Below are 21588 nucleotides of genomic sequence, written 5' to 3' on the forward strand. Positions count from 1 at the left end.
TATAAGAGTTCAATTTTAAACGTAATAAAAATGAATAGATACCTGTTAATTATTATCTTATTAATTAATCTAAAACCGCTTGTAGCACAAACTGAAAGAGAGTGTTCAATAGAAAAATTGCTAAAAAAAAATAATGTACCAGTATTAGGACTGGGAATTATAGAAGATGGAAAATTAAGTTCAATAAATGTATTTGGGAACATAAAACCAAATGAAAAAGCACCATATAATACTATTTTTAATGTAGCTTCTATTACGAAAACTGTTACCTCGGTAGTTGCATTAAAATTAATTAGCGAGAAAAAGTGGGAGTTAGATGAACCCTTGTATAAATATTGGATAGATCCAGATATTGCAAACAACCCACATACTAAATTGATAACAACAAGATATGTGCTAACACATCAAACAGGGTTTCCTAATTGGAGAAAAGGAAAATTAAATTTTTTATTTACTCCAGGAACTCAATGTAGTTATTCAGGAGAAGGATTTGAGTATTTGCGTATGGCATTAGAGAAAAAGTTTGGAAAAACCTTAAATGAGCTAGCAAAAGAGCTAATATTTGAACCATTGCAAATGAAGGATACTCAATTTATTTGGAATAAAAAAATAGATGAATCTAGAGTTGCAGAAGGAGTAAATAAAGAAGGTAAGGTTTATAAAAGTTACAAACGAAAAATTTCAAACGGAGCAGATGATTTGTTAACTACTATAGAAGATTACAGTATTTTTTTGATACATGTAATGAAAGGGGATGGATTGTCTCAAGAAATAGTTAAAGAAATGCATTCTAATCAAGTGGTTTTTGGCAAAAAACATTTTGGTCTAGGCTTTATGAAATATAATTTCAAAGATGGTAATTATGCTTTATCTCATGGAGGTTCCGATAATGGAGTACAGACACTAATGGTTATGCTTCCTAAGACAAAAAAGGGAATTATAATATTTACCAATGCAGATAAAGGGTATATGGTGTATGAAAAACTTTTAAATAGATATTTGGGAAAATATGGAGCTGAGATTATAGAGATAGAAATGGGAAAAAAAGCAACCAATAGAAGTTTAAATGAAATAAAAAAGTATACAATTACAGATCAACAATTATATAATGAGATTTTAGCTAAAGACAAAGAATTTTTTAATGCTTACAACAATTGTGATATGAAAAAGCAAGCTGAAATGTACGATGATAAGGTTGAGTTTTTCCATGATAAAGCAGGTCTCATAAATAATAAAGAACAAGTTTTAAATGCAACTAAGAAAAATATTTGTGGTAAAGTAACCAGAACATTAATTGAAAACAGTGTTGAAGTGTATCCTATAGAAGGTTATGGTGCTATTCAAATTGGATATCATAAGTTTTTTAATAATCAAGAACCCAATGCAATTTCATCTCCAAGTAAATTTATAATTACCTGGCATTATGTAAATGATTCATGGAAAATTTCCAAAGTCATTAGTTTGCATTAGAAACAATAAGATATAACTTTCATATAAGCCCTTTTATGGGCTTTTTTAGGTTTTAAAATTATAGAAGCTTCCAATTATCACTATAAGAATTTAGGGTTAATAATGATTAAATCAATAGTTGAAAAGCTAGGAGGAAAGATCTTTTTAAAAGGAAAAGTAACAAAGTTAAAACGATATTTACTTTATTTTTTAACCTAATATAAATCTGTTTTTATAAAAAAAGAATAATTCTAGATGATATTTTAAAATTTTCTTTTACATTTGTACTGTAATAAAAAAAAATACAGTTAATTGATTAAAACTAAATTTTCAATATCAGTACATATTATGACATTGTTAGCAATGTTTAAAGAGGATTGGCTTACGTCATCTCATATTGCTGGAAGTTTAAATGTTAATGCTGTATTAGTAAGAAAAGAACTTTCTGCTTTAAAAAGTATAGGTCTAATAGAAAGTAAAGAAGGAAAAAATGGAGGAGTAAGAATATTAAAAGATGCCAATAAGATTAAAATGTCTGATATTTTTAATGTTGCAAAAGGAAGTGATAATGTATTATCCCTTTTAAAAAATACACCTAATCCAAAATGTTTAGTTGGTAAACAAATTAATGAAAAACTAAAGCCTGTATTAGATAGCATTGATTTAGCAATAACTGAAGAGCTAGGAAAAATGACTTTGGAAGAATTTAAAAATGGATTTTAATTTTTTTAACTATAACTGTAATAAAAAAAGTGACAGAATAAAATTTTAAACGATGAATAAAACAATAAATATAAACGGAATTGATATTTTTTATAGAGAAGCAGGAGAAACAAATGTGAAAAAGATAGTGCTACTTCATGGTTTCCCATCTTCTTCTCATATGTATAGAGAAATCATTAATGAGTTATCTAGCGAGTATCATTTAATTGCACCTGATTACCCAGGTTTTGGTTTAAGTGAATCTCCGAGTACAAATGAATTTGAATATACCTTTGATAATATTAGTGGCTTGATTGAGAATTTTATAGATGCGCTAGAATTAGAGTCTTTTTATTTAATGATGCAAGATTATGGAGGACCTATAGGTTTTAGAATTGCAGCTAAAAGACCTGAATTGATCAAAGGAATTATTATTCAAAATGCCAACATATATTTAGAAGGCTTAGGGGAATGGTCGCAAAAAATAGGAGCATTTCAAAAAGCAAATGATTTAGCAGGATTAAATGATTTTAAAAATTATTTAATGTCTCATGATGGTATTACCGAACAATATCTTTCAGGAAGTGAGCATCCTGAAAAAATAGATCCAATTTCATATTTAACAGATATTGCTTTTAATAATCGAATAGGGATTAATGAAGTTCAAACTGCATTATTTAATAATTACGATTCCAACTTTCCAAAGTATGAAGAATGGCAGAACTATTTAAGAGAAAATCAACCCAAAATACTAATTGTTTGGGGAATTAATGACAGGTTTTTTAACAAAAAGGGAGGAAAAGCTTATACCAAGGATATAAAAAACAGTACTACTCATTTTTTTAAAGGTGGACACTTTATGTTAGAAGAATATGGAAAAGAAGTTACCGACTTAATACGAGAATTTATAGAATAAATATTTAATTAAAATAACTTAAAAATGAAAATAACAATTATTGGAGCTGGTGGAAACATTGGTAAAAGAATTACAGCAGAAGCAAGTAACAGAGGACATGAATTAAATTTAATTACTTCAAAAAAAGTAGAAGCATTTAATTTAAAAACTACAAACAATGTAGCTACTAAACAGATAGATATTTTAAATACTCAAGAATTATCGGAAGCTTTTAATGGTAGTGATGTAATAATTAGTGCATATGCGCCTCCGCATGATAATAATGATGCTTTATTAGAAGCAACTCAGTCCTTAGTTGCAGCAGCAAAACAATCAAATGTAAGGTTGATTGCTGTAGGGGGGGCAGGAAGTTTAAAAGTAGGTGATGATTTACTTCTTGTAGATGCACCTAATTTTCCTGAAGAATATAAATCTATTGCCCAATCACATTTAAAAGTACTTGAGGAAGTATATAGAACAGAAACAGAATTAAATTGGACTAATGTTTCTCCTTCTGCATATATTTTTGAAGGGGAGAGAACAGGAGAGTTTAGATTAGCGGAAGAAAATTTAATAGCGAATGAAAAGGGAGAAAGTGCTATTTCAATGGAAGATTTTGCTGTTGGAATTTTAGACGAAGTAGATAATCAAAAATTTATTAAAAAGCGTTTTACTATTGGATATTAAATTCCAAATTTAAGAGGTCTGAAAAGGTGTTTTAAAAACACTATTATGAAAAATAATTTTGAAGTTACCTTACAATTGGTAACTTAAATTTGAAAGATTATGCCATTTTAACCACCTAGTGGCAAAATAAAAAGATTCGGAATGATTAACTTTTTAGACCTCTTTTATTGTTGTATTTATAAACTGGAACCTTAAATTCCTAAAATCTTTTTAATCCTATTTCCTATGCTACTTTTCTTATCACCAGGTTTTTCATCTTCTTCAAACAAAATTCCTTTAACATTTAAATGATGTCCTACCTGTTCCTGACTTAAATATTCTTCAAAACCAACAACTTGTTTTCGGTATTTGCACATCTGGCAATTCATGTTGGCAATACCATTTTTAGCTTCCTCTAAACGTTCATCAAAAGCTTTTAGAATTAATTCATCAGTTCCAAAAGGATCTGTGTATATGTATTCATATTCAGATTTCTCATCCATAGCAGAAACTGCTCCATAAATACGTTCTAATAATACACCAGTAAAGAAGAAAAACGGAATTACGATTGTACGCTTAAATCCTAATTTATTTACCAATTCTAAACTGTCTTTAATATTCGGATAAGCAGTTCCACTGTAACCAACAGTTGCAAAACCAAAGCCTAAACCTTCCCAAAGCATATTCATTAATTTGGCAACATCACTATTTGCATCAGGATCTGTTGTACCTCTACCGACCACAATTAAACAAGTATCTTTTCTATCTACAGGAGGAAGTTTTGCTTCAGTTTCTTTGATACGTTTTACTGATAAATCCAATAAAAAAGAACTCACTCCAATGTGTTTTGCCATAGAAATGGTTAAATCATCGTGGTAAGTTTGTAACGTATTTAATTCAAAAGGAATATCATTTTTAGCATGCGATCCAGCAAATAAAATTACAGGTAAAGCATATATTTTACGAACTCCGTTTAAATACATGCGTTCTACAGCGGCTTCATAGGTTGGATGATTAAATTCTAGAAATCCATAATCCACTTCATATGTGTTTTGATAACGCTCTTTTAAAACGGTTACTAATCTTTTAAATGATGTAACGGCAGCCGCTCGTCTAGAACCATGTCCGCATAATAAAATTCCTTCTTTCATTGATCTTGTTTTAATGTATAGGCGTAGCTCCAATAATAAAAACGACAGGCATTGGAATGGAACTTTCGGCTATCTTACTTTCGATATTGCCTAAAGTACCTGTAATAATTTGTTGATTTTCTCTAGATACATTTGAAATAGCGTTTACAGGAATCGTTTTATCTTTACAAACTTCTAAAAGTTTTGGAATTATTCTATGTAAACTTTTTAATCCCATGTAAATAGAAATCGTATTTCCTGCTTTAAGCATATGCGCAATCCCATTGAGTTGTTCAAACGAATAATCAGCAGTATGAGCAGTACAAATAAGCATTGCATTTGAATGGTTTCGTTCTGTAATAGGAATATTTAATGTATTTGCAGCTGCAATTGAAGCGGTAATACCAGGAACTACTTCAAACGGTAATTCATGTTTTACTAGATATCGTGCTTCTTCAGCAGCTCTGCCATAAATATAAGGATCTCCCGATTTTAAACGAACTACTTGCTTACCTTCTAAGTAATATTTATGTAATAATTGATTAATACGATCTTGTCGGCTAACTTGATCTGATTGATCTCCAAATTTTCTACCTACATATATTTTTTCAGCAATAGTATTTAGGGCTAAAACTTCTGAAGAGACTAAATTGTCATGTAAAATAACATCAGCATCAGTAATCAATTTATAAGCTTTAACGGTAAGTAATTCTGGGTCTCCAGGACCTGTTCCTATAATAGTTATCTTCTGCATTTACGTAATAAGCGCTAAAGGATCTGGGTACTTATAGCTGTAATTTAATACGGATTTACTTTTAGTGTTTGATATTTTTTTAAACTGAATAGATTCTGACTGTTTAAATTCAGGAGGGACTAAACCTGCCTTTTCAGCAGCTAAGATATAAAATGTTTCTCGTAGTGGATGCTCATCAGCACAGCCATTAAAAATTTCTCCCCATATATTTTGAGTAATGATAGCGTCAACAAGTCCAATACAATCATCTTGGTGAATTACATTAATAGGTGCTTTACCGTTAGTAACTTCTTTTTTATTAGCTAAAAAACGTCCTGGTACTCTGTCATATCCAATCAGTCCAGCTAAACGAAGAACAGTAAGATTATTTTTTATATGCAATTGTAAAAGTTGTTCTACAGCTAAAACAGCTTTTCCTGATTCTTTTTCAGGTTTGTTTTCTAAGGTTTCAGTAACCCAATCGTTTGTATTTTGGTATACAGAAGTAGAACTAACAAAAATTACTTTTTGTTCAGGTTGAATGTAAGGCAAAACTTCTTTAATCTGCTCTTGATAGATATTGAAAATATCAGGAATGCGTTTAGGTGGAAAGTTAATGATAATTACTTCACTATCTGAAAAGAAATCATTTATTAAAGTTTTATCGTACGATTCACCTAACTTAAACACGAAAGGAATAATATTACGCTCCTTAAGTGTTTCTTCTTTTTGTTGCGATGTTGTAGAACCTTTTACTGTATAACCTTTATCGATTAAAAATTCAGCTAGAGGCAAACCAAGCCATCCGCATCCTAATATGCTAATTTGTTTATTGTTCAACAGGTAAAACTATTTTAGGGTTTTTACTATCCATACTTAGGTAAATACTAAGAATATATTCCCAAAGTGTATTATTATTTTTTGGAATGTCCAATGATACTAAAAATTTTCCTTTCCTATTCTTTAAACGAATATGAGCAATGTAATTAGTGTCTTCTTGCTTCCAAATCACTTCTGCAACACCAACTTTTCTATCTTTAATTTCTTGAGCAACATCATTTTCCATTGCTTTAGTAATCGGACCAATAGCTAATTTTAAATTCGTTTCTGGTCCTTCTACAAGAATATCAAAATCATCAGTATAAGTAACTTGATGCGATTGTGTAATTATTTGCTGATTTCCATCTGGAAAATTTACTTGGACGTTAGATGAGGTTTCAAAAAGTTTTTTGAATAAAGGATATAGAAATTGATCTGATGCAGGAGAACGCGCAACTAATACATTTCCATAATCTTTATCTTCTTTCTGATTAAAAACAGTTGGTTTTACAGTTCTTTCATTGTCTGACTTCATTGCTTCATCTCCATCTTTATATAAAAGATAAGAATCGATAGGTTTATCTTCATTGATATGAGCATCGATAATTTCAACAGCTTTTTCTGGAGTTACGTTTTTATACCAGTAATTTCCAGGTTGAACAATCCAAGTAGGAGCATCTTCACAACGACCATTACATCGAGTTCTAATACTGTGAGTGTTATCCCAAAGTCCTTCATTTCTTAAATGTGCTCTGGCTTCTCGAACAGCCATTTCACTTTTTGCTTTTTTACACGAACCACCATCACAGAATAAGAAAGTAGTTGTTGCTTTTGATACATCTTTTCCCATATCTTATTCAATTTTTTGATTTTGACAATATGAGAATGTTTTATGTTTAGTGTAATTATCAATCATTAGATTTTTAGATGACAAAAACACACTGCGCAACACTAATCTTTTCATTATTTTAAAAAGAGTTTTAGGCAGGTAATTTGTAGAAAATGCTACTTAAAATGTAGTTGTTAATTTTCCAACTCTTTACCCGAGAGTTATTAATTATTTAATGAATTTTGGCAGGTCTCCTGACTTAGTTCTAAAAATATCGCCTTCCCACTTAATCATTAAGCAGTGGCATATTGATGTTTTTTGAAACGAACTTTACAGTTGCGGGAACAGTTTTGGATTCACACCAAATTCCCTTTTAATTTTTATTCGCATAAAAAACCAAAATCCATCGTAAAAATAGGGCTTTTTATTTTAGTGCAGTGTTAATGAAATGTAAGCGTTTGCTAACAGTTGTTTTTGGGATTTCGAGAATGGTAAAACCTAAATCTTTATAAGTGTTTAATAGTAAGTTTTGTAGCTGTTTAGCTTCTTCGAAAGACTGAAGTCGTTGTTCGTCCCAGGTGTAGATTTCTTTCCAAAGTGGACAAAAAAAGACGGTGTTATGATAAAATTGTTGATAATCGAAATCTAAAAAGTCATTAGAAATGGGTTGCTTTTTTAACTGTAAATATGCAATATTATCTGCTAAACCTCTATCTACAAAAGCATGTTTAAAAATAGGTGTATGCAATTCTTTAATAGTTTGATGATATACAAGGCCAGTGAAACCAATTACATCTTCCCAAGGTGTTTTATTACTACTTTTTTGTTGTTCAGAAATGATGATTCTTCGAGATACTTCTTCAAAAACAGTATGCCCATTTTCTTGTAATGAATTAATAAGTGTAGTTTTTCCAGTACTTGGAGCTCCTGTTATAATGTATCTTTTCATATATCAACAACAAAAATAGTAAAGCAATCCACTTACTACAATAAAGAAAAATGTAGTAGCGTGATTTATTTTGGCTACTGTAGAAAATTCGTGATCTTCAATTTTACGATCATGTATTCCTATAAATGGTTTGTCGACGAGTTTACCGTGATAATAATTCGGACCTCCAAATCTACATTTTATAATATAAGCTAAGGCTGCTTCAGGATATCCTGCATTTGGACTCGTATGCTTTTTCCCCTCTTTGAAAACATTGAACATATGTTTCATTTTTCCTGAAACAAGTAGCATAATCATTGCTGTTATTCTTGATGGAATATAATTAAAGACATCATCTAGTTTCGCAGCAAATTTTCCAAAGTAAAAATAACGTTCGTTTTTATACCCGGTCATAGAGTCTAACGTATTTACCATTTTATACAACATAGCACCAGGAACTCCCAGTATTGCATAAAAAAATAGTGGAGCAATTACACCATCACTTAAATTTTCTGATAAAGTTTCAAAAACAGCTGTTTTTATTTGTTGTTCATTCAGTTGAGTAGTATCTCTTCCTACAATCCACGATAATCTTTTTCTTCCTTCTATAATTCCTTTAGCTAATTCATCGAATACAGCTTTTCCTTCTTCAATCAAACTTTTATTGGCAATAGCATAGAATAAAAATATACTTTGAACTATTACGCATACAATAGGATATGGTTTTAATAGAAATTGTATGAGGTAAAATGAAAGAAATGTACCTGAAGTAAGTATTAAAGTTAACAACATACCTTTTGAAAATCGAGATTGACCTTGATTCAATTTTCGCTCACCAAATGCAATTAAATTTCCAAACAAACGGATAGGATGTGGTAACCATCTTGGATCACCTAAAATTAAATCTAATACATAAGCAATACCTAAAGGAAGTAAAAACATTAACTGTTCCATGAACGTAAAGCTTTAATTAATAAGGAGTTTTTTTCTGGAGTTTGACTAGCAATTCTAATATAGTGTTCGTCTAAAGTTCTGAAGTTTGAAGCATTTCGTATCAAGAGTTGATGAGAATTGACCAGATATGATTTTAATTCTGAAGCTTTTGGTTGAGATAAGCGAATTAAAAAATAGCTTGTATTTGTAGGAATAACTTCAAAGCCTTCCAATTTATTTATCTCATTTTGTAATGCTATTGCGTCAGAAAAATAAGATTCGAAATTAGGTAGAATTTTATTGTAGTTTTTAAAAATGAATTCACCAGCTTGCAAAGCAAGACTGTTTACATTCCAAGGCATTTTATGTTGTAAAAGTTTATCAATAATAGGAGAGGAGCTAAGTATATAACCTAAACGTAAACCTGGAACGCAAAATAGTTTTGTTAACGATTTTACAAGAATAATGTTTTGATATTCAGATAACAAGTCAATACAAGAAATAGAACTGCTTGTAAATTCTGTATACGCTTCGTCGATAATAAAATAGGTGTCAAGATATGATTTTGCTAAAGTAGCAATCTCTTCACTAGTATTTTCAAAACCATCAGGATTATTAGGGTTACAAATAAAAGCAAGTTTCGTAGTGAATTTATGTTGAAGCACAGATTTTCGATCAATAAATTCTAACTGTAAATTATTGGCTTTTCCAGCTTGCTCATATTCAGAAAAAGAAGGTGTACAAATAGTTGCATTGCTTCCGTAAAAAGAGTTGGTAATTAAATAAAAAGCTTCAGTTGCTCCGTTTGTTACCAAGCAATTTTGATTAGAGATATTATGATATTTACTAAGTAATTGAATAAAATCTTCACTACTTGGAGCAGGATAACTTTCTATGTGATCTAGTTGTTTTTTTAAATATTCTTTAAGCCCAGTATGAGCGCCTAAATTATACACATTAGAACTAAAATTTGCTTTAAACTCAATTCCGTTGAACTTATGCGTATCATCTCCGTGTCCGTATTCTATCATATCTTAAAAGTTACGAATGCATTTGACGAATGATATAATCCATATCTAAATTCGATTCTAAATGAACAGCAAGTTTATCGTAGTTTTCTTCTTTATATTTTTTGTAGTCGAAAGTTGTTGTATTTTTTTCAATGACAAAATCACTTAAGAGGTCATCAATAACTACACTATTATCAAAGATTCCATGAATGTAAGTTCCCCAACAATTTTCATCAAAATACCCTTCTGAATTACCATTAATAGTATTTAGTTTTTGTTGATGTTCAAAAGTGGTAATTCCCATATGAATTTCGTAACCAGTACAAGTATCAGAATATTCTTTAAACTTAAAATTACATTGTAATGTTGTTTTTTCTGAAGCCATTACCGTATCAGTAGGAATAATTCCTAAACCAGGTATAGTTTGAATTTCGTTTTCAACATGATGTGGATCAGAAATAGAACGTCCTAACATTTGGAATCCACCACAGATACCTACAATTTTTTTCTTTTGTTCATATGCATTCAAGATCTCTTGAGCAAGTTCAGCACTTCGTAAAAATTGCATATCTGCTATGGTATTTTTACTTCCTGGAATAATAATAATATCCGCTTTTTTAAGATCTTCTGGTGTGCGAGTATAAAATAAATGTACTCGTTCATCTTTTTCTAATCTATTAAAGTCAGTAAAATTAGAAATAAACGGTAGTAGAACTACAGCAATATTAATTTTTCCAGTAGTGAAAGCTTTATTTTTAGTATCTAAAGCCAATGAATCTTCTTCTTCAATGTATATATCTTTAGCAAAAGGAATAACACCTAATACAGGAACATTAGTGAGTTCTTCAATCATTTTTTTTCCTTCCTCAAATAAAGAAATATCACCTCTAAATTTATTAATGATAATTCCTTTAATCAATTTTCTTTCATCATCGTCAAGTAATACAATACTACCATAAACACTAGCAAAAACACCTCCACGATCAATGTCGGCAACTAAATACACATCAGCATTAGCATGTTTAGCCATGCGCATATTTACAATATCTCTGTGTTTTAAATTCAATTCGCTAATACTGCCAGCACCTTCTAAAACTATTGGGTTAAATTGTTCTTGAAGAGTATCAAAAGCCTTTTTAACTTCTTTAAAAAGCTCTTGTTTATTGTTTCCTAAAAAATAAGAACGAGCAGTCTGATCTCCAATTGGTTTTCCGTGTAAAATGACTTGAGATTTATTAGCTCCCGAAGGTTTTAGTAAAACCGGATTCATTTCTGTAGTACATGGAATTCCCGCCGCTTCTGCTTGTACTGCTTGTGCTCGTCCAATTTCTAATCCGTCTTTAGTCACAAAACTATTTAAAGACATGTTTTGGGCTTTAAATGGAGCAGGAGTAAACCCTTTTTGTTTTAAAATGCGACAAATACCAGTTACTAATATGCTTTTACCAACATCAGAACCAGTTCCAACTAGCATTATTGGACGTAATTTTTGAGTCATTTTCATTTCGAATTGAGCTGCTAAAGTAATAATAAACATTCTTGATGAATTGCTTTCAGAGCAGAGAGTGATAGAATTAACTCTATCAAATATGAAAATAAGCTTTATTAGTTGTTTCTAACAAGGCTTATTTTCATATTTCTAAAGAAATAGATAGTCCTTTTCTTAGAAAAGAGAAAAAGATATACTATCTAATTAACAAAATTCTTCTCGATCTACTTTTATAATATAATCGATAATTTTTTGTCCAGATTCTAAGTTTAATTTTTTACGTAAACGATATCTTGCCGTTTTTAAACTTCCAGGAGAAATATTAAGGATATTAGCAGCCTCTTTAATATTAAGATTTAACCTGATTAAAGAACAAATTTTTAAATCATTCGAATTTAATTCAGGGTGTTTTGATTTTAATTTTGAATGAAATCCAGCTAAAGTTTCTTCAAAAAAAAGTCTAAAGTGTTCCCATTCCTTATCTATCTGTAAATTTTCTTTCCCTATATGAATTAGCTCGCGGATAAGTTGTTTCTCTTCGGATTGAGAAGAGGTTTTTTCAAATCCTCTAGCAAGGGAAAATACCTTATTTATAATTTCATTTTTTTGCTGAAAATTAAAGGCATAAGAGGTTAATAATTTGTTTTTTAAATTAATTTTTTGTTCTAGTTTTTTCTCTTTCTGCAGTAGTGATTGCTTTTGTACATCTAATTCTTTCTGTTTTTCTAAAAAAATAGTACGAAAACGATAAATTATAAAATAAGAACTGGTGAAAAAGAATAAGAAAAAAATAACAATCACCATTCTACTCTTAAAAAAGGTAGCGGTAGATTTACTTTCATTTACATAAAGAGAAGAGATAGATCTTCTTTGGATATAATTATTCACATTTTTTTTCAATTTTATAAGCTTATCTTTTAATAAAAGATCTTCTGTTAATGAAAAATCAAATTTTGAATTTAATTTTATTGAAGAGTTATTTTGAGTTAATAATTGTTGGTTAATGCTGATAATTATTATTAGCATTAATTTTCTTCTTTTCTCAATTAAAGTTGGCAGTCTTTTTAAAAATGATTTCATTCTGCTGTAGTAATTTATGTTTAAACATTATTTGGTTCTAGCAAAAGAAAAAAAGGAATTTAAAAATAGGGTAAAACTATAGTGGACAAAAGGAGGACACTAGTTTATTTTAGGTGACACAAAAAGTTTTTAGTAAACTTTATATTCTTTTTTAAATTATTTAGTTGTTGTTTATTAGATGTTTAGCTTTTTTTAAATAAAATATTTCTGCTTTTTTAGTAACAGTTACTTTTCAGAGTTAATTAGAGTTGTGACTTTTTGATACACCCAAGTATCTTTTTGTATACGTATTACTTTGCTTTAAACGTCCAGTTTGTTCTATTATTGTTCTGATTAACCAGCCACAATATTTACGTTTATAATTATAAGATGTTTTGTTCAATGAAATTGAAACAAAACATAGTGTAGAGAATATCGAAGAAATTAGATAGGGTATAAAATGATAAGAAAGAAAAAAAGATATTTATTAATGGTGCTTGTTACTATAACAAATTTTTGTTCAGCGCAACAAGATGCACAATACACCCAATATATGTACAATACAATGAGTGTTAATCCTGCATATGCGGGAAATAAAGGAGGATTAAATATTGTTGCTTTATATAGAAATCAATGGCAAGGTTTAGAAGGCGCACCTACAACGCAAACACTAGCTTTGGACACTCGTTTAGGAAGTTTAAGGCGATTAGGTGTAGGAGTTTCTCTTATAAATGAAAAAATAGGACCAACTTCAGAAACATATTTCAATATTGATGTATCGTATAGAATATCCGTTTCAGAAGAAGGAGAATTGAGCTTTGGTTTAAAAGGAGTAGCACATTTATTGAATGTGGATTTTGAAAAATTAAACTTGTTCGATATCGATGATACTAGTTTTAATGCTAGTATAAACAATAAATTTAGTCCTAATGTAGGAATTGGTATATATTACAATACCAGTAAATTTTATGTAGGTTTCAGTATACCTAATTTATTAGAAACAGATCATTTTAATGGCAATCAAAGTTTAGGAGAAGAACGTATTAACTATTATTTAATAAGTGGGTATGTTTTTGATATTAATGAGGATGTAAAATTTAAACCAGCATTATTAACTAAGTTAGTTTTAGGAACACCTTTACAAATCGATATTTCAACAAATTTTATGTTTTATGAAAAGTTAACCCTAGGTCTAGCTTATCGTTGGAGCGCAGCGGTGAGTGCTATATTAGGATATAGAATTTCAAACTCTTTAACTCTAGGTTTTGCTTATGATAGAGAAACTACAGAATTGGGAAATATTCAATTTAATAGTGGTAGTTATGAAGCTATGCTACGTTATGAACTTCCTAAAATAAATGTAAGGCAACTGACCCCTCGCTTTTTTTAAAAACTAGAATTATGAAGGAAAATTTATTTAAAAAACTAGCTTTTTCAGGAGTGTTAATTACTCTTAATATTTCAATTTTTGCGCAAAAAAAACTATTGAAAAAAGGAAATGAGCAGTATGAAAAGTATGAATATATAAATGCTCAAAATACATATTTGAAAGTTGTAGATATTGGTTTTGAAAGTTCAGAACTTTTTAAAAAATTAGGAAATAGTTATTATTTCAATAGCCAATTTGAAGATGCTTCAAAATGGTATAAAAAACTATTACAGAATTATGAAACTACAATTAAAACAGAATATTTTTATAGGTATGCTCAAACTTTAAAAACTATAGGAAATTATAAGGAAGCAGATCTATATATGCACAAATTTGCTAGAATAAATCCTGAAGATAAAAGAGCACAGTTGTTTTTGAAAAAGCAGGATTATTTAGAAAGAACCAATACTGATACGGATAAGTACAAAATAACGAATCTAACTATGAATTCATTTTTTACAGATTTTGGAACTGCTTATTTTGATGGTTATGTAGTTTTTAGTTCTTCCAGACAATTAGAATCAACTGCCCAAAATATCCATGAGTGGAATAAAGAATTATATTTAGATTTTTATAAAGGAAAGCCAGACCCTGAAACAGGAGAATTATATGAAATTGGAAAATGGGAGATCGATTTTAATAGTGATCTTCATGAATCTACCCCCGTTTTTACTAAAGATAAACGAACAATTTATTTTACAAGAAATAATGAAAATGGAGGTAACTACGATAGACTCACAGGAAATAGAAAAATAAGAACAGATAAATTAAAAGTATATCGTTCTAGTAAAAATGAAAAAGGAGAATGGTCAAATCCAGAACCACTACCTTTTAATAATGATGGATATTCAGTGGCACATCCAACCTTGAGTAACGATGAAAAAACAATGTACTTTTCTTCGGATATGCCGGGAGGTTTAGGAGAATCTGATATCTATGAAATAACAATACATGAAGACGGAAGTTTTGGAACTCCAAAAAATTTAGGACCAATTATTAATACAGAGGGGAAAGAAACATTTCCATTTATCAGTGCTAATAATGATTTATACTTTTCTTCAGATGGGCATGTGGGGTTAGGAGGGCTAGATATTTTTAAGATAAAATCATTTGATAAGAAAGAGGATTGGGAGGTAGTGAATGTAGGGAAACCTATAAATAGTAGAGCTGATGATTTCGCAATTATTATTAATGATAAAGTCAAAAAAGGATATTTCTCATCAAATAGAAGTGAAGGAAAAGGAAAAGATGATATTTATAGTTTTTCTTTTTTAGAAATTAAGAAAAAGGAAGAGCCTAAGATTGAAAAGGATACTGTAATTATTCCTGAAATAACAGAGATTAAAAAAGGTGATGATTTAGGGAAAACTTTGGTGTTAAATCCGATTTATTTTGATTTAGATAAATCTTTTATTAGACCTGATGCAGCTATCGAACTAGATAAAATTGTTAGTGTACTGAAAAAATATCCACAGATTAAAATTCAGGTAAGATCTCATACTGATAGTAGAGCCATATGGTATTATAACACAGCTTTAAGTAAAAGAAGGGCAAGAAGCACAAGAGCATATTTAATTCAAAACGGTATTAGCGCTAATAGAATTACCAGTAGAGGGTATGGGGAATCTAGATTATTAAATAAATGCAAGGATAATGTGTATTGTACCGAAGAAGAACATCAATTAAATAGAAGAAGTGAATTTATTGTTTTGGAAAAATAGGAGCAGATCTTAGTTACAATCAGCTCTTTAGTGTTGAGTTTTATGTGGGGATATAAAACTTATACATGAGGCAAGCCATTGTTAAATCAATGGCTTTGTTTTTTTATTGAAATATTTTAATAAAGTATAATTAGCTGTGTAATTATTCTTATGAATTGAAGATGAGAAAAAGGAAAGTTTAGTGTTGTTTTTAATGTATTATTCGTAATTATAAAACGATTAGCCAATAAAGAAGATTGAAATTTAAAGCTTTTGGTGTATTGGTTTGTTATATAGTTTCTTGTGTTTTTGTTTGTGGTAAGTTTTGTGTCTTTTTATCCTCTTAAGATCACTTTTTGTCTACCTGTTTTTTGAATATTTTCCTATTTCTCATACTAGTTTTGTTATACAAATCAATAAAACGGGGGGTTTTTATAAAAGAATACATAAAAGTCATCACTTAAATTTTTTGCTAGTTCCTTTAGGTCAAAAATTTAAGTTTTTACTTAATGGTAAAATTGAAAAATACTTTTGTTTTATTAAGAAAGGACATGAAAAATGACGAATAAAACAATTTCTATTTTCTTTAAAACACTACTTACAATTGTTTGTTTAAGCTTTCTTTCTTTTACCTCAATATCTAATAACAGTTTATTATTTAGATCAAAAAATATAACAAATAAAATATCTGAGGAGGTAAAGGTTAAGCAATTTATTAAAACTACAAAAAAAAATAATTTTAACCCCCTAGATTTTCTAGAATACTATAAAGATATCTTTATTGTTAGTACTTGTTTGGAAAATACAATTGAAACAGTAAATACAGAAGCTGTATTTTCATTTGATAATACAACAGACGACGAAGACGGAACAAATAATCCTGATATAACCTCATCAATCACTTTTGATACAGATAATATTGCAGGAGGAAGCTCTTTAGTATTTGATGGGGCTACAGAAATGGGATTTCAGCCTAGCTCAACCACAGATACTTTTGGTAGAGCATTTAGAAACGTATCTGTCGGTTTTTGGATAAAACCAGATGCAGCTATACCAACAACAAATGAAGTTTTATATGAAGAAGGTGGTGCTACTGTTGGTTTTATAATTTATAGAGAAGTTACAACTGGAAACATTGTTACAAGAATAAGAAATGGAGTAAGATCAGTTCAAATTGCAAATTTTGCATACCCAACGGATAATGATTGGCATCATATAGCTTTTACATTTAACAATGGTAGAGGTGTTACTTATTTAGATGGAGAAATAGGAGGAGATGTTACGGTTTCAACTACTCAAATGCCTGCTCATTTGAATGCTAGTGGCTTTGGTAATGTATATGGAAGCTCACATATAGCATCAGATTTTTCAACTAATTTTGGAGGCTATCAAGGTAAAATGGATGAAGCTTTTTATAGTTATAATACCATTAGAGGAGGTCAAATTTTACAATACATACAATGTTTAAAAGGAAGTGCTATTGGTGATTTAAATCCAATTTTATGTCCAGATGTAGCTTTTCAAACAAATAATGGTGAATATTACAGTATAGATTTAACTTCTGGTGAAACCATTCAACAAACAGTTACAAACTCAGTTTTCACGAATACTTTTGCAGCGGGTTTCAACGAGAACGATGGTTTGATATATTCTGTGACTGCAGATCAAATTGTAATCACAGAGATAGAAGAAACAGCACCTAAAACTTATGAATTTACCAATCATAAAGCGGGTCCAGTAGTTGGTCTTCCTCTTGTCAATTACGTAGCAGGTGATGTATATAATAATAAATTATATATTAAAACCACTACGCTCCGTGCTATATATGAAATTGACATTGACAATACTTCTCCAACCTACTTAACACTAACTAATACAATTCTTTTAAGTAATAACATAGCTATTGCAGATTTTGTAGTTTCTAATGGAATATTGTATGCTGTAGCTGAAGACGGAAATGCGTACACGATTGATTTAACTACAGGTAATGTAACTAGCCTTAGAAGAGTGTCTGGTGTTGCGCCTCCATTGGCGGGAATGTTTATGGATGGAGAAGGGTTCGTATATGCTATTAACAACTCTACTGGTATAATTTACAGGTTAGATGTAAGTGGGGCTTTCCCAAAAGTTGTAGAATTTTCTAATACGATCACTATGGGACCTAATGATGGTATCTTTTGTAAAAACAATACATTCAATTTTGATTTTGGAGATGCTCCTGATTCCTATGGAATAAAATTGGTAAATTCAGGAAGTGGTGGACCAAGACATTTAATTACAAATTATGATGCAATAAATTATACGTCTGACTTAAATTTAGGAGCTACGATAGATAGAGAAACTGATGGTTTTGTTAGTTTGGCTAGTGGAGATAATAATGATGAAACTGTTGATGAAGATGCTTTAACTACCATTCAGGATATTGATATAAATGGAACAACACATAGTATAACTATTCCTTATGTAAATAACACAGGAAGTGATGCTACTATTTATGCTTGGATAGATTTTGATAGAAACGGAACTTTTGATGATAATGAAGAGTTTACAAGCACCATAGCAAGTTCTGGTGCTACTTCTGCAGTTTTAAATTGGACTTTTCCTAGTGATATTACTTTAGGAAATACATACATGCGATTTCGTATTACATCAGATGTATTAACAGACACAACTTTTGGAAATACAGATGATAGAGCTTTAGGTTTTGCTAGTAATGGTGAAGTTGAAGATTATGCTATTAGAATAGATGGAGGAGGAAATATAAGTACTTGTTTAATGGATTACATAAGAGTTGATACTACTGAGGCAGTATTTTCATTTGATAATACTACAGACGATGAAGATGGAACAAATAACCCTGATGTAACCTCATCAATCACTTTCGACACAGATAATATTGCAGGTGGAAGTTCTTTAGTTTTTGATGGAACTACTGAAATGGGCTTTCAACATAGCACAACCACAGAAACTTTTGGAAGAGCCTTTAGAAATTTGTCTGTTGGTTTTTGGATAAAACCAGATTCAAATACACCTACAACAAATCAAATGTTGTATGAAGAAGGAGGTAATGGTGCTGGATTAGCAATTTTTAGAGCAATAACTACTGGAAATATTACAGTAAGAATACGTAACGGAGCAACCTCAGCTTTAGTTGCTGATTTTGAATACCCTACAGATAATGAATGGCATCATATTACTTTTACATTTAATAACGGTAGGTGTTTATCATATTTAGATGGCGAGTTAGAAGGCGAGGTAACTGTATCTTCAACTCAAATCCCTGCGCATTTAGACGATAGTGGATTTGGAGGGGTATATGGAGGTTTACATGCAGCTATGGATGTAACAACTCCTTTTGGTGGTTATGAAGGTAAAATGGATGAAGCTTTTTATGGTTATAATACATTTTCTGGAGGACAAATTTTACAATATGTACAATGTACAACGGGCACTGTTATTGGTGATTCAAATCCAACATTATGTGCTACAGCTCTTTTTCAAGTAGCTGCTGGTGAATTCTATGAAATTGACTTATTCACAGGAACTTCTGTTCAGCAAACAGTCACAAATGAAGTATACTCAACTTCTAATGCATACGGATACAATGAAAACGATGGTCTTAGTTATTCTTTAGTAGGTCAAGATAAAGTTATTATTTCCGAAATGGTAGAAACTGTCACTGGTTTTGAATTTACAAATCATTTAGTTGGACCAATAATAGGTATTCCTATAGCAGGAAAACTATATGTTGCAGGAGATGTTTCCGACAATAAACTATATGTAAAGTCAGTTGTAGATTCAGAAATTCATGAAGTAGATATAGACCCAACTTCACCTACCTATTTAACGGTTATCAATACCATTACAATTAGTCCTACTCTCAGTGTTCAAACTGCTGATATAGTTGTAAATGATGATACCGTATTTTTAGTTGGAATTAATCAAGTTGCGTATTCTGTAGATTTAACTACGGGGGCACTCACTACTTTAGGTGCTGTTCCTTACCCTGTTGGTACTGGTTCGGTGTCTGATATATTTGGTGCTATGTTTATGGATGCAGATGAATTCATTTATGGTATTCAAAATAATACAGGAGTCGTTTATAGAATGGATTTAAATGTTTCTCCACCAACTATTGTAGAATTTTCAACAAGTGTCCCGACTGCTACTAACGACGGATTAGCTTGTAAAAATGCTCGTGTTAATTTAGATTATGGAGACGCACCAGATTCATACGGAACAGTATTAGTTGCCAGTGGGGTTGGAGGACCAAGACATTTAATAAACAACTACGATGAAGTAAATAATACCTCAAGTTTATCATTAGGAAGTACTGTAGATTCTGAGACAGATGGATTTGATAGTTTGGCTATTGGCGATAACAATGATGGAATAAATGATGAAGATGCTTTAGTTTTAGTTCCAGATATTGATCTAAACTCAAGTAGTTATACTTTAAACATTCCCTACGTAAATACAACAGGATCTGATGCTACTATTTATGCTTGGATAGATTTTGATGGAAATGGAATATTTGATGATAATGAAGAGTTTGCAAGTACAATAGTATCTGCAGGTAATACTTCAACCAGTATAACTTGGTCTTCTTTTCCTACGGACATTACCTCAGGAACATCATATATGAGATTTCGTATTACATCTGATATATTAACAGATACAGCTTCTGGAGGAATAGATGATAGGGCTCTTGGTCCTGCAAATGATGGAGAAGTTGAAGATTATGAAGTTGAGATAATAGATTGTTCAGGTGTAGTTCCAACTGTAGGAACAGTAACACAACCGACATGTACAACATCTACAGGTAGTTTTCAAATCACAGGCTTTAGTTCAGGTGATACCTATACATTTTCACCAAGTGTTGTTAATATCTCTTCAACAGGATTAGTAACAGCAAATCCAGGAAGTTATACTTTTACAGTAACCGATACAGATGGTTCAGGGTGTACTTCTAGTTCTAGTGCAGTTATTGTTGTAGATTTATTACCTACTACTCCTGTAGCTCCAAGTACTACACAAGTAGATCCGACATGTACAGTTTTTACTGGAAGTGTGAGTGTTACGAGTCCAGTAGCGACTTCTACGTATACTTTAACAGGAATTACACCAGTGGTAGCTGCTCAAACAGGAACCGTTTTTTCAAGTTTACAATCTGGTACTTATGAATTAACGGAGACGAATGCCAGCGGCTGTGTTTCAGCTGCTACTACTATTGTTATAGATCCATTATTGCCAGTTCCTGTAGCTCCAAGTGCTACACATGTAGATCCGACATGTACAGTTTTCACAGGAAGTATCAATGTTACGAGTCCAGTAGCGACTTCTACGTATACTTTAACAGGAATTGCACCAGTTGTTGCTGCTCAAACAGGAACCGTTTTTTCAAATTTACAACCAGGAACTTATGAGTTAACGGAGACCAATGCCAGCGGCTGTGTTTCAGCTGCTACTACTATTGTTATAGATCCATTATTACCAGTTCCCGTAGCTCCAAGTGCTACGCATGTAGATCCAACGTGTACAGTTTTCACTGGAAGTGTTAATGTTACAAGTCCCGTAGCAACTTCTACGTATACTTTAACAGGAATTACACCAGTGGTAGCTGCTCAAACAGGAACAGTTTTTTCAAGTTTACAACCAGGAACTTATGAGTTAACGGAGACCAATGCCAGCGGCTGTGTTTCAGCTGCGACTACGATTGTTATAGATCCATTATTACCAGTTCCAATCGCTCCAAGTGCTACGCATACCGATCCGACCTGTACAGTTTTAACAGGAAGTGTGAATGTAACGAGTCCT

16 protein-coding genes and 1 riboswitch are annotated in these 21588 nt (G+C 30.9%); of the genes, 7 read left to right on the forward strand and 9 right to left on the reverse strand.

What is annotated here, in order from left to right; all coding sequences use genetic code 11:
• Positions 1 to 30 precede the first annotated feature (30 nt).
• From BVC87_RS14845 to BVC87_RS14860, 4 genes are all read left to right on the forward strand, one after another.
• Positions 31 to 1470, forward strand: coding sequence for a serine hydrolase (locus BVC87_RS14845; protein ID WP_083629514.1), 1440 nt, complete (start codon positions 31 to 33; stop codon positions 1468 to 1470).
• A gap of 291 nt (positions 1471 to 1761) precedes the next feature.
• Positions 1762 to 2172: an Rrf2 family transcriptional regulator gene (locus tag BVC87_RS14850; RefSeq protein ID WP_075343181.1), complete on the forward strand. Its 411-nt coding sequence runs from the start codon at positions 1762 to 1764 to the stop codon at positions 2170 to 2172.
• Between the two features lie 52 nt (positions 2173 to 2224).
• Complete coding sequence (locus BVC87_RS14855; protein WP_075343182.1) at positions 2225 to 3067, forward strand: alpha/beta fold hydrolase; 843 nt, start codon at positions 2225 to 2227, stop codon at positions 3065 to 3067.
• A gap of 24 nt (positions 3068 to 3091) precedes the next feature.
• On the forward strand, positions 3092 to 3733 hold the full coding sequence (locus BVC87_RS14860; protein WP_075343183.1) for an NAD(P)-dependent oxidoreductase: 642 nt from the start codon (positions 3092 to 3094) through the stop codon (positions 3731 to 3733).
• A gap of 191 nt (positions 3734 to 3924) precedes the next feature.
• Here BVC87_RS14860 and BVC87_RS14865 read toward each other — a convergent pair whose 3' ends face one another.
• The 9 genes from BVC87_RS14865 to BVC87_RS14905 all read right to left on the reverse strand — a co-directional run bounded on the left by BVC87_RS14865 (position 3925) and on the right by BVC87_RS14905 (position 12663).
• The gene (locus tag BVC87_RS14865; protein ID WP_075343184.1) at positions 3925 to 4863 is read right to left on the reverse strand and encodes a sirohydrochlorin chelatase; all 939 of its coding nucleotides are present in this window, start codon (positions 4861 to 4863) and stop codon (positions 3925 to 3927) included.
• 10 nt (positions 4864 to 4873) lie between these two features.
• The gene (gene cobA / locus BVC87_RS14870; protein WP_075343185.1) at positions 4874 to 5596 is read right to left on the reverse strand and encodes a uroporphyrinogen-III C-methyltransferase; all 723 of its coding nucleotides are present in this window, start codon (positions 5594 to 5596) and stop codon (positions 4874 to 4876) included.
• A complete protein-coding gene (locus tag BVC87_RS14875) occupies positions 5597 to 6415 on the reverse strand; it encodes an NAD(P)-binding domain-containing protein (RefSeq protein ID WP_075343186.1) in 819 nt (272 codons plus the stop codon).
• Positions 6405 to 7244, reverse strand: coding sequence for a (2Fe-2S) ferredoxin domain-containing protein (locus BVC87_RS14880; protein ID WP_075343187.1), 840 nt, complete (start codon positions 7242 to 7244; stop codon positions 6405 to 6407). Before BVC87_RS14880 ends, BVC87_RS14875 begins: the two co-directional genes overlap by 11 nt.
• Positions 7245 to 7450: 206 nt before the next feature.
• Positions 7451 to 7639: riboswitch (cobalamin riboswitch) on the reverse strand.
• An 8-nt stretch (positions 7640 to 7647) separates the two neighbouring features.
• Positions 7648 to 8172: an AAA family ATPase gene (locus BVC87_RS14885; protein ID WP_075343188.1), complete on the reverse strand. Its 525-nt coding sequence runs from the start codon at positions 8170 to 8172 to the stop codon at positions 7648 to 7650.
• A 3-nt stretch (positions 8173 to 8175) separates the two neighbouring features.
• Entirely contained in the window at positions 8176 to 9105 is a 930-nt protein-coding gene (gene cbiB / locus BVC87_RS14890; protein WP_075343189.1) for an adenosylcobinamide-phosphate synthase CbiB, read from the reverse strand.
• Positions 9093 to 10115, reverse strand: coding sequence for a pyridoxal phosphate-dependent aminotransferase (locus BVC87_RS14895; protein WP_075343190.1), 1023 nt, complete (start codon positions 10113 to 10115; stop codon positions 9093 to 9095). Before BVC87_RS14895 ends, cbiB begins: the two co-directional genes overlap by 13 nt.
• A 10-nt stretch (positions 10116 to 10125) precedes the next feature.
• Complete coding sequence (locus BVC87_RS14900) at positions 10126 to 11631, reverse strand: cobyric acid synthase (RefSeq protein WP_234974679.1); 1506 nt, start codon at positions 11629 to 11631, stop codon at positions 10126 to 10128.
• A 156-nt stretch (positions 11632 to 11787) separates the two neighbouring features.
• Positions 11788 to 12663: a helix-turn-helix transcriptional regulator gene (locus BVC87_RS14905; RefSeq protein WP_075343191.1), complete on the reverse strand. Its 876-nt coding sequence runs from the start codon at positions 12661 to 12663 to the stop codon at positions 11788 to 11790.
• Between the two features lie 439 nt (positions 12664 to 13102).
• Between BVC87_RS14905 and BVC87_RS14910 the strand changes: the two genes are divergently transcribed.
• The 3 genes from BVC87_RS14910 to BVC87_RS14925 all read left to right on the forward strand — a co-directional run.
• Positions 13103 to 14032: a PorP/SprF family type IX secretion system membrane protein gene (locus BVC87_RS14910; RefSeq protein ID WP_075343192.1), complete on the forward strand. Its 930-nt coding sequence runs from the start codon at positions 13103 to 13105 to the stop codon at positions 14030 to 14032.
• Positions 14033 to 14043: 11 nt separating this feature from the next.
• Positions 14044 to 15792 (forward strand): OmpA family protein, encoded by a 1749-nt coding sequence (locus tag BVC87_RS14915; protein WP_075343193.1) that lies wholly within the window; start codon positions 14044 to 14046, stop codon positions 15790 to 15792.
• Positions 15793 to 16566: 774 nt separating this feature from the next.
• On the forward strand, positions 16567 to 21588 hold a 5022-nt coding region (locus tag BVC87_RS14925), incomplete at its 3' end, for a GEVED domain-containing protein (RefSeq protein WP_200799198.1).

Origin of the sequence: Tenacibaculum agarivorans (assembly GCF_001936575.1) — a bacterium.
Classification (GTDB): domain Bacteria; phylum Bacteroidota; class Bacteroidia; order Flavobacteriales; family Flavobacteriaceae; genus Polaribacter; species Polaribacter agarivorans.